The sequence below is a fragment of the Agromyces neolithicus genome, from assembly GCF_039529735.1.
Classification (GTDB): domain Bacteria; phylum Actinomycetota; class Actinomycetes; order Actinomycetales; family Microbacteriaceae; genus Agromyces; species Agromyces neolithicus.
Genome location: NZ_BAAANJ010000007.1, coordinates 147,354 through 156,848 on the forward strand (window position 1 = coordinate 147,354; position 9,495 = coordinate 156,848).

Genomic DNA, 9,495 nt, shown 5'->3' on the forward strand with positions numbered 1-9,495 from the left:
CCCCGCCGGGACATCCGCTGCCGCCGTTCGCACCTGAGGTGGTGGGAGAATCGAAGGGTGCCCGTGTACCGAGATGAAGCCGTCGTGCTGCGCACCCACAAGCTGGGCGAGGCCGACCGCATCGTCACCCTGCTCACGCGGCAGCACGGCAAGGTGCGCGCCGTCGCCAAGGGCGTGCGGCGCACGGGCTCGAAGTTCGGCGCGCGGCTCGAGCCGTTCATGGTGGCCGATCTGCAGCTCTACGAGGGCCGCAGCCTCGACATCGTCACGCAGGCCGAGTCGCTCGGCTCGTACGGCGCCGAGATCTCGCAGGACTACGCGTCGTACACGGCGGCGAACGCCATGGTCGAGGCCGCCGACAAGCTCACCGAGGCCGAGGGCTCGCTGCAGCAGTACCTGCTGCTCGTCGGCGCGTTGCGCTCGCTCGCCCGCGGCGAGCACGGCGCCGGGCTCACACTCGACTCCTACCTGCTGCGTGCGCTCGCCCTGGCCGGCTGGGCTCCGAGCTTCCAGGACTGCGCGCGCTGCGGCCGCGTCGGCGAGCACACGGCGGTCGTCGTGCAACTCGGCGGCGTCGTCTGCGACGACTGCGCCCCGCCCGGAACCCCGCGCATCGCGGCCTCGACGGTCGTGCTGCTCGGTGCGTTGCTCGCCGGTGACTGGGCCTTCGCCGATGCGGCGAGCACGACCGACCGCAACCAGGCGAGCGGCATCATCGCCGCCTACACGCAGTGGCACCTCGAACGGGGATTGCGCTCACTGCCGCACGTCTCGAGAGAAACGACCACCACGTGAGCCCCAAGCCCTACACGCACCGCGACGCGGTGCCCTACAAGCCCGTCGACTGGACCGGGCTCTATCCGCCTGATTACCCGAAAGGCGCGGTGCCCGAGCACGTCGCGATCGTCATGGACGGCAACGGCCGCTGGGCGAACCGCCGCGGGCTCACGCGCATCGAGGGGCACAAGGCCGGTGAGGCGGCGCTGCTCGACGTGGTCGCCGGAGCGATCCAGGCGGGCGTGAAGCACCTCTCGGTGTACGCGTTCTCGACCGAGAACTGGAAGCGGTCGCCCGACGAGGTGCGCTTTCTCATGGGCTACAACCGCGACGTGCTGCACCGCCGCCGCGACCAGCTCAACGAGTGGGGCGTGCGCATCCGGTGGGCCGGGCGGCGGCCGCGACTCTGGGCGTCGGTCATCAACGAGCTGCAGTTCGCCGAGAAGCTCACCGCGGGCAACGACACCCTGACCCTCACGATGTGCGTGAACTACGGAGGCCGTAACGAGCTCACCGACGCGGTTCGCTCGATCGCCGAAGACGTGGCGGCGGGCCGCCTGAAGCCGTCGGCGGTCAGCGAGAAGCTGATCGGCCGCCGGCTGTACGTGCCCGAACTGCCCGACGTCGACCTGTTCGTGCGCAGCTCGGGCGAGCAGCGCACCTCGAACTTCCTGCTGTGGCAGTCTGCGTACGCCGAGATGGTGTTCCTCGACACGCTCTGGCCCGACTTCTCGCGCACCGACCTGTGGCAGGCGATCGACCTCTACGCGGGTCGCAATCGTCGCTTCGGCGGCGCGGTCGACGCGCCGACGTCGTCATGAGAACAGGAGCCCAAGCCCCGACGGCCCCAGAAACAGGAGCCGCAGACCGATTCCCGACGCGAGTTCCTGTTCTCGTGCGCTGCGCGCGGGGGAATGGGTTTGGGAATACCCGAGCCGATGCATCCGTTTGCATTGATCGTGAGTGAACCCATCAAGATCGACATCTGGTCCGACATCGCGTGCCCGTGGTGCTACATCGGCAAGCGCCACCTCGAAGAAGGGATCACGTCGCTCGGCGACGACGCGCCCGACGTCGAGATCACGTACCACTCGTTCGAGCTCGCGCCCGACACGCCGATCGACTTCGAGGGTTCCGAGGTCGACTTCCTCGCGAAGCACAAGGGGCTGCCCGCCGAGCGCGTGCACGAGATGCTCGACCACGTCACCGGCGTCGCCGCGAACGCCGGGCTCGACTACCACTTCGACACGCTGCAGCACACCAAGACGCTGAAGGCGCACGAGTTGCTGCACTTCGCGAAGCAGCTGGGCCGCCAGCTCGAGCTCTCTGAGCGGCTCTTCCGCGCGTACTTCACCGAAGGACGTCACGTAGGTCGTGTCGACGAGCTGGTCGAGCTCGCGACCGAGGTCGGACTCGACGCTGACGAAGCCCGTGAGGCGCTCGAGTCGAGCCGCTTCGCCGGGGCCGTGCAGGCAGACATCGCCCAGGCCCAGGCCTACGGCATCAACGGCGTGCCGTTCTTCGTCATCGACGGCAAGTACGGCGTCTCGGGCGCGCAGCCGAGCGAGGTGTTCGCGCAGGCGATCACCCAGGTCGCAGGCGAGAAGGCCGCGTGAGCGAGCTCACTGAGACCACGGCGACGGATGCCCCGGCACCGGCTCCGTTCGCGATGATCGCGGGCGACGCCTCGGCGATGGTGTGCGAAGGCGACGTCTGCTACATCCCGGCGCCGTCGGTCGAGTAGCGAGCGCAGCGAGAGTATCCCTACGCCGTCGGTCGAGTCGCGAGCGCGGCGAGAGTATCCCTACGCCGTCGGTCGAGTCGCGAGCGCGGCGAGAGTATCCCTACGCCGTCGGTCGAGTAGCGAGCGCAGCGAGCGTATCGAGACCCGGTGACACGACCTCGATACGCGCCCTCCTCCGTCGGGCCCTACTCGATCGACGTGCGCTACTCGGGATCGCTGATGTCGGCCACCGTCGCCTCGAATGCGGCGATCAGCGCGTCAGCGTCGACGAAGAGGCTGCGGCCGTGCTCGCCGGCCCCCATCGACACGCGCCGGCCGACGACGCTCTCGTCGACGACCACGGGCCATGCCGTCGTCGACCCGAGCGGCGTGATGGTGCCGCGCTCGTAGCCGGTCGCGGCGAGCGCGTGCGAGGCGTCGGGCAGCTGCAGCTTGTTGACGCTGAGCAGCGCCCGCAGCTTGGGCCACGAGATCTTGCGCCCGCCGGGCACGAGTGCGAACACGTAGGTGTCGTCGCTGCGCTTCACGACGAGCGACTTCACGATGTCGGCAGGCGTGATGCCCATGAGCTCGGCCGCCTCTTCAAGGCTGCGGGCGGCGGGTCGCTCGATGACCTCGATTGCGAGGCCGCGCGCCTCGGCGTCGGCCAGCACTCGTTCGGCACCCGTGAGCTCTGCCATCTCGTCCTCCACAGCCTCGGTCCTGCGAGAATCCTAGGCGCGTGACCGGCTGGCGGGCGAGGCAGGCCCGAACTCTGGGAGAATCGACGGTGATGTCCTCCACCACCCTGTCACCCGGCCAGCTCACGATCGGCCCCCTCGAGCTCGACACCCCGGTCGTGCTCGCACCCATGGCCGGCATCACCAACACGGCGTTCCGCCTGCTGTGCCGCGAGTTCGGCGCGGGCCTCTACGTCAGCGAGATGATCACGTCGCGGGCGCTCGTCGAGCGCACGCCCGAGTCGATGCGGCTCATCACACACCACGAGTCCGAGACGCTGCGTTCCATCCAGCTCTACGGCGTCGACCCGAAGACGGTCGCCGAGGCCGTCACCATGCTTGTCGCCGAAGACCGTGCCGACCACATCGACCTGAATTTCGGATGCCCCGTGCCGAAGGTCACCCGCAAAGGCGGGGGAGCCGCGCTGCCGTGGAAGACCGGGTTGTTCCGCGGCATCGTCGAGGATGCGGTGAAGGCCGCAGGCGACGTTCCGCTCACGATCAAGATGCGCAAAGGCATCGATGCCGACCACCTCACCTACCTCGAGGCGGGGCGCATCGCCGAGGGCGCCGGTGTTGCCGCAGTGGCGCTGCACGCCCGCACCGCCGCCGAGTTCTACTCGGGGCAGGCCGACTGGTCGGCCATCACCAAGCTCAAAGAGACCGTCACGAGTGTGCCCGTGCTCGGCAACGGCGACATCTGGTCGGCCGACGATGCGCTGCGCATGGTCGCCGAGACCGGGTGCGACGGCGTCGTCGTCGGGCGCGGCTGCCTCGGTCGCCCGTGGCTCTTCGGCGATCTCGCGGCGGCGTTCCGCGGCGACGACGCGACCGCGCACCCGACCCTCGGCGAGGTCGCGCAGACGTTCCGCCGGCACGCCGAACTGCTCACCGAGTTCTTCGACAGCGAAGAGCGCGGGTGCCGCGACATCCGCAAGCACGTCGCCTGGTATTTCAAGGGGTACCCGGTCGGCGGCGACCTGCGGGCACGCCTCGCGACCGTCGAGTCACTTGCACAGCTCGATGAGCTGCTCGGAACGCTCGACTGGTCGATGCCGTACCCGGGCGAGGGCGCCGAAGGGCCGCGCGGCCGGGCCGGCACGCCGAAGAACCCCGCGTTGCCCGACGGCTGGCTCACCTCGCAGGAGCTCGCCGGCGACGATCGCGAGACGCTCGTCGGCGCCGAACTCGACACGAGCGGCGGCTGAGATGCGTGAGCGACTCTTCGGCGGCTACGAGGCCGCCGACGCCGAGCGCTGGCTGCCCGAAGAGCATTCGTCGCGCCGAAGCGACTTCGCGCGCGATCGCGCCCGGCTGCTGCACTCGAGCGCACTGCGCCGCCTCGCCGCGAAGACGCAGGTGCTGAGCCCCACGGCAGGCCTCGACTTCGCTCGCAACAGGCTGACGCACTCGCTCGAGGTCGCCCAGATCGGCCGCGAACTCGCCACGAACCTCGCCCTCGATCCCGACGTCGTCGACACCGCGTGCCTCGCGCACGACCTCGGCCACCCGCCGTTCGGGCACAACGGCGAGAAGGCGCTGAACGCCTGGGCGGCCGACATCGGCGGCTTCGAGGGCAACGCGCAGACGTTGCGCCTGCTCACGCGCCTCGAGCCCAAGGTGTTCGGCCCCGACGGCCGCGGTTACGGGCTCAACCTCACCCGGGCGAGCCTCGACGCGAGTTGCAAGTACCCATGGGCCGAAGAATCGGGCGTCGCCGACCCGTCTGGCCGGCAGAAGTTCGGGTTCTACCACGACGATATCGCGGTGTTCCGCTGGTTGCGCGCGGGCGCGCCCGAGCGCCGCCTCTGCATCGAGGCGCAGGTCATGGACCTCTCCGACGACATCGCCTATTCGGTGCACGACTTCGAAGACGCCGTCGTCAACGGCTACATCGACGTCGAGGCGCTCGGCGCCCGCGTCGACCACGACGACCTCGTCTCGTCGATGTACGAGTGGATCGGTGGTGCGATCGGGCACGACGAGCTCATCGCCGCGTTCGACCGACTCGACTCGCTCGACGTCTGGATGGACTCCTGGGATGGCAGCCGTCGCGACCAGGCGCGCCTGAAGAACCTCACGAGCCAGCTCATCGGCAGGTTCTCGCACGAGGCGACCGTGGCCACGCGCGCGGCGTTCCCGCTCGCGAGCCTCATCCGCTTCGATGCCGACGTGATCGTGCCGCGCGGGATCCAGGCCGAGATCGCGGTGCTCAAGGGCATCGTGGCGGCGTTCGTGATGTCGAAGAACACCCGCCAGCCCATCTACCACCAGCAGCGGCAGGTGCTCACCTCGCTCGCCGAGGTGCTGCTGAAGACGGGCGACCAGCACCTCGACCAGGGGTTCGCCGAAGACTGGGCTGCCGCACCCGATGATGCCTCGCGCAAGCGCGTCGTCGTCGACCAGGTCGCGAGCCTCACCGACCAGTCGGCGCTCGCGTGGTCCGAGCGGCTCGTGCAGCACTGAGCCGCGTCGCCCCAGACCGTCCGACGAGCAGATGACCACGAATAGGATGTGACCATGGCGGGCCGAATTCGACAGAGCGATGTCGACGAGGTGAAGGCCCGCACGAACATCGCCGACATCATCGGCGACCACGTCAGCCTGAAATCCGCGGGCGTCGGTTCGCTCAAGGGACTCTGCCCGTTCCACGACGAGCGCAGCCCGAGCTTCAACGTGCGGCCGGGCGTCGGCTACTACCACTGCTTCGGCTGCGGCGAGTCAGGCGACGTCTACACGTTCCTGCAGCGCATGGACCACGTCTCGTTCACCGAGGCCGTCGAGCGCCTCGCCGCGCGCATCGGCTACGAACTGCACTACGAAGACGGCGGCCAGGCCTCCGACCACGGCAACCGGGCGCGCCTGCTCGCCGCAAACCAGGCCGCCGCCGAGTTCTTCGTCGAGCGGCTCGGCACGACCGAGGCCGAGGTGGGCCGGCGATTCCTCGGCGAGCGCGGCTTCGATGCCGCGGCGGCCAAGAGCTTCGGCGTCGGATTCGCCCCGAAGAGCTGGGACGCGCTGACCGGCCATCTCAAGGGTCGCGGCTTCACGACCGACGAGCTCGTTGCATCGGGTCTGGTCTCGCAGGGCGATCGCGGCATCTACGACCGATTCCGCGGCCGGCTCGTGTGGCCGATCCGCGACGTCACCGGTCAGACCGTCGGGTTCGGCGCGCGGCGCCTGCTCGACGACGACAAGGGCCCAAAGTACCTGAACACTCCCGAGACCGCCGTGTATCACAAGTCGCAGGTGCTCTACGGGCTCGACGTCGCCAAGCGCGACATCGCCAAAGGCCGTCGCGTCGTCGTGGTCGAGGGGTACACCGATGTCATGGCGTGCCACCTCGCGGGCGTGACGACCGCGATCGCGACCTGCGGAACCGCGTTCGGCGTCGACCACATCAAGGTGCTGCGGCGCGTACTGGGCGACGACTCGGGGGTCGGCGAGGTCGTCTTCACGTTCGACGGCGACGCCGCCGGACAGCAGGCGGCGATGCGCGCCTTCGCCGAAGAGCAGCGGTTCGCCGCGCAGACCTTCGTGGCGGTCGCGCCCGACGGGCTCGACCCGTGTGACCTGCGACTCGCGCGCGGCGATGCCGCGGTGCGCGCCCTCGTCGAGTCGCGCACGCCCATGTTCGAGTTCGTCATCCGGCAGATCGTGGGCCGCTACGACCTCGAGACCGTCGAGGGACGCGTCGCCGCATTGCGTGCGGCAGCGCCGGTCGTCGCCGAGATCCGCGATCCGGCCCTGCGACCCGGCTACACGCGCGAGCTCGCCCGAATGCTCGGCGTCGAACTCGGCGAGGTCACTCGCGCAGTGCGCGGCGCCTCGCCGCGAGGCAGGCCTTCGGGCGCGCAGAAGCCGCAGCCCGGGTCATCCGCTGGCCCGGCGCCGAACGCACCGGCGACCGATGTCCCGGAGCGGCCGTTCTCGATCACGGCGCTGCCGAACGACCCGTCGACGCGACTCGAACGCGACGCGCTGCAGGTGATGCTGCAGTATCCCGACCGCGTCGGCGATGAGTTGCTGCGGCACGCGATCGACAGCCGATTCGGCGATCCCACCCTCACGGTCGTGCGTGACGGCATCGCGTCGGTGCTCGGCTCGCCCGACCCGGTCGTGCGCGTCGACCGCGTCATGGCCGAGGTGCCGCAGCCCTTCGTCGGCGTTGTGCAGCAACTCGCGGTCGCGCCGGTGCCGCAACGCAGCGAGGCCGAACTCGAGGTGTACGCGCGTGGCGTCGTGAGCTCGCTCGTCGATCGAGAACTGCTGCGGCAGAAGTCCGAACTGCTCGGGAGGCTGCAGCGGCTCGACCGCGCCGACCGGTCCACGTTCGCCACGCTGCAGCGCGCCCTCGTCGAACTCGAGAACGAGCGACGGGCGTTGCGCGACGACTGACGCAGAATCCTCGCCGAACCGGCTCCGACGCGGATCGGTTGCGTCGAAGGTTGCAGATCGGTAAACATTGCGCCGCCGAGCGGGCATCTCATGCAGCCTTTCGAGGCTGTGTGCTAGTCCTTGGGGATACGAGAAACGCGCCCGTGATTCGTGGCGCGCTTCAGTCCTGATCAGGAAGAGGTAGACGGATATGACATCCGCATCCAAGAACCGGCGTCGCGGCCTCATCGCGGCGGCCGGGGTTTCGGTCGCAGCCCTCGCACTCGCGGGTTGCTCCGCCGGAACCGACACCGGCAGCAGCACCGCCGACTCGATCACCGTCGGCACGACCGACAAGGTGACGACGCTCGACCCGGCCGGTTCGTACGACAACGGCTCGCTCGCCGTGCAGACGCAGGTCTTCCCCTACCTGCTCAACACCGACTACCAGAGCACCGAGGTGGTTCCCGACCTCGCTGAGAGCGCCGAGTTCACGTCTCCCACCGAGTACACGGTGACCCTGCCCGAAGGCCTCAAGTGGGCCAACGGCAACGACCTCACCTCGTCCGACGTGAAGTTCTCATTCGACCGCAACCTCGCGATCGCCGACCCGAACGGCGCGTCGAGCCTGCTCTACAACCTCGACAGCGTCGAGACGCCCGACGAGACGACTGTCGTGTTCCACCTCAAGGCCGAGAACGACCAGGTGTTCCCGCTCATCCTCACGAGCTTCCCGGGCGCCATCGTCGACGACGAGGTCTTCGCCGCCGACGCGCTGACCTCCGATGAAGACATCGTCGAGGCGAACGCCTTCGCCGGCCCGTACGTCATCGCGAGCTACGACTTCAACAACCTCATCTCGTTCAAGAAGAACCCCGACTACAAGGGTCTGCTCGCTGAGGCGAAGACCGAGACGGTCAACCTGAAGTACTACGCCGAGTCGTCGAACATGAAGCTCGACGTGCAGGAGGGCGGCATCGACGTCGCCACCCGCAGCCTCTCGTCGACCGACATCGACGACCTGAAGGGCAATGACGCGGTCAACGTCATCGAAGGCCCCGGTGGCGAGATCCGCTACATCGTCTTCAACTTCAACACGCAGCCCTACGGTGCGACGACCGCTGAGGCCGACCCGGCCAAGGCACTCGCCGTTCGCCAGGCCGTCGCAGACCTCATCGACCGCGACGAGCTCTCGACGCAGGTCTACAAGGGCACCTACACGCCGCTGTATTCCTACGTGCCCGCGGGTCTCGCAGGTGCGGTCGAGCCGCTGCTCGGCCTCTACGGCGACGGCGAGGGCGGCCCCGACGCCGACAAGGCCGCAGAGCGTCTCGAGGCGGCCGGTGTCGCCATGCCGGTCGAGCTCAACCTGCAGTACTCGAACGACCACTACGGCCCCTCGTCGGCCGATGAGTACGCGCTCATCAAGGACCAGCTCGAGGCGACCGGCCTGTTCACGGTGAACCTGCAGACCACCGAGTGGGTGCAGTATTCCGAGGACCGCACGGCCGACGTGTACCCGGCGTACCAGCTCGGCTGGTTCCCCGACTACTCCGACGCCGACAACTACCTGACGCCGTTCTTCCTCACGAACAACTTCCTCGGCAACCACTACGAGAACCAGGAGATCAACGACCTCATTCTCGAGCAGGCGGTCACGCCCGACGTGGCGGCCCGCACGGCGCTCATCGAGGAGATCCAGGAGAAGGAGGCGGCCGACCTTTCGACCGTTCCCTACCTCCAGGGCGCGCAGGTCGCGGTGGCGGGAACCGATGTCGAGGGTGTCGACACGACGCTCGACGCCTCGTTCAAGTTCCGCTTCGCGGCGCTCTCGAAGGGCTGAGCCGGCTGAACGGCCACTAGAGTCACTTCTACACG

9 protein-coding genes are annotated in these 9,495 nt (G+C 68.7%); 8 read left to right on the top strand and 1 reads right to left on the bottom strand.

What is annotated here, in order from left to right:
- Positions 1 to 57 precede the first annotated feature (57 nt).
- From recO to ABD164_RS11000, 4 genes are all read left to right on the top strand, one after another.
- Positions 58 to 795, top strand: coding sequence for a DNA repair protein RecO (gene recO, locus ABD164_RS10985; RefSeq protein ID WP_344296087.1), 738 nt, complete (start codon positions 58 to 60; stop codon positions 793 to 795).
- Entirely contained in the window at positions 792 to 1,598 is an 807-nt protein-coding gene (locus ABD164_RS10990) for an isoprenyl transferase (protein ID WP_344296088.1), read from the top strand. Before recO ends, ABD164_RS10990 begins: the two co-directional genes overlap by 4 nt.
- Positions 1,599 to 1,736: 138 nt before the next feature.
- On the top strand, positions 1,737 to 2,393 hold the full coding sequence (locus tag ABD164_RS10995; protein WP_344296091.1) for a DsbA family oxidoreductase: 657 nt from the start codon (positions 1,737 to 1,739) through the stop codon (positions 2,391 to 2,393).
- Positions 2,390 to 2,521, top strand: a complete 132-nt coding sequence (locus ABD164_RS11000) for a hypothetical protein (RefSeq protein WP_344296093.1) — start codon at positions 2,390 to 2,392, stop codon at positions 2,519 to 2,521. Before ABD164_RS10995 ends, ABD164_RS11000 begins: the two co-directional genes overlap by 4 nt.
- A 203-nt stretch (positions 2,522 to 2,724) precedes the next feature.
- On the opposite strand, the gene ABD164_RS11005 is transcribed toward ABD164_RS11000, so the two are convergent.
- Positions 2,725 to 3,201 carry an aminoacyl-tRNA deacylase gene (locus ABD164_RS11005; RefSeq protein WP_344296095.1) on the bottom strand — a complete coding sequence of 159 codons (477 nt, stop codon included), beginning with the start codon at positions 3,199 to 3,201 and terminating at the stop codon, positions 2,725 to 2,727.
- Positions 3,202 to 3,293: 92 nt separating this feature from the next.
- On the opposite strand from ABD164_RS11005, the gene dusB reads away from it, so the two are divergent.
- From dusB to ABD164_RS11025, 4 genes are all read left to right on the top strand, one after another.
- The gene (dusB, locus tag ABD164_RS11010; protein ID WP_344296097.1) at positions 3,294 to 4,448 is read left to right on the top strand and encodes a tRNA dihydrouridine synthase DusB; all 1,155 of its coding nucleotides are present in this window, start codon (positions 3,294 to 3,296) and stop codon (positions 4,446 to 4,448) included.
- A 1-nt stretch (position 4,449) separates the two neighbouring features.
- The gene (locus ABD164_RS11015) at positions 4,450 to 5,706 is read left to right on the top strand and encodes a deoxyguanosinetriphosphate triphosphohydrolase (RefSeq protein WP_344296099.1); all 1,257 of its coding nucleotides are present in this window, start codon (positions 4,450 to 4,452) and stop codon (positions 5,704 to 5,706) included.
- 54 nt (positions 5,707 to 5,760) lie between these two features.
- Positions 5,761 to 7,638, top strand: a complete 1,878-nt coding sequence (gene dnaG / locus ABD164_RS11020; RefSeq protein WP_344296101.1) for a DNA primase — start codon at positions 5,761 to 5,763, stop codon at positions 7,636 to 7,638.
- A gap of 190 nt (positions 7,639 to 7,828) precedes the next feature.
- The gene (locus ABD164_RS11025) at positions 7,829 to 9,460 is read left to right on the top strand and encodes an ABC transporter substrate-binding protein (protein ID WP_344296103.1); all 1,632 of its coding nucleotides are present in this window, start codon (positions 7,829 to 7,831) and stop codon (positions 9,458 to 9,460) included.
- Positions 9,461 to 9,495: the final 35 nt, after the last annotated feature.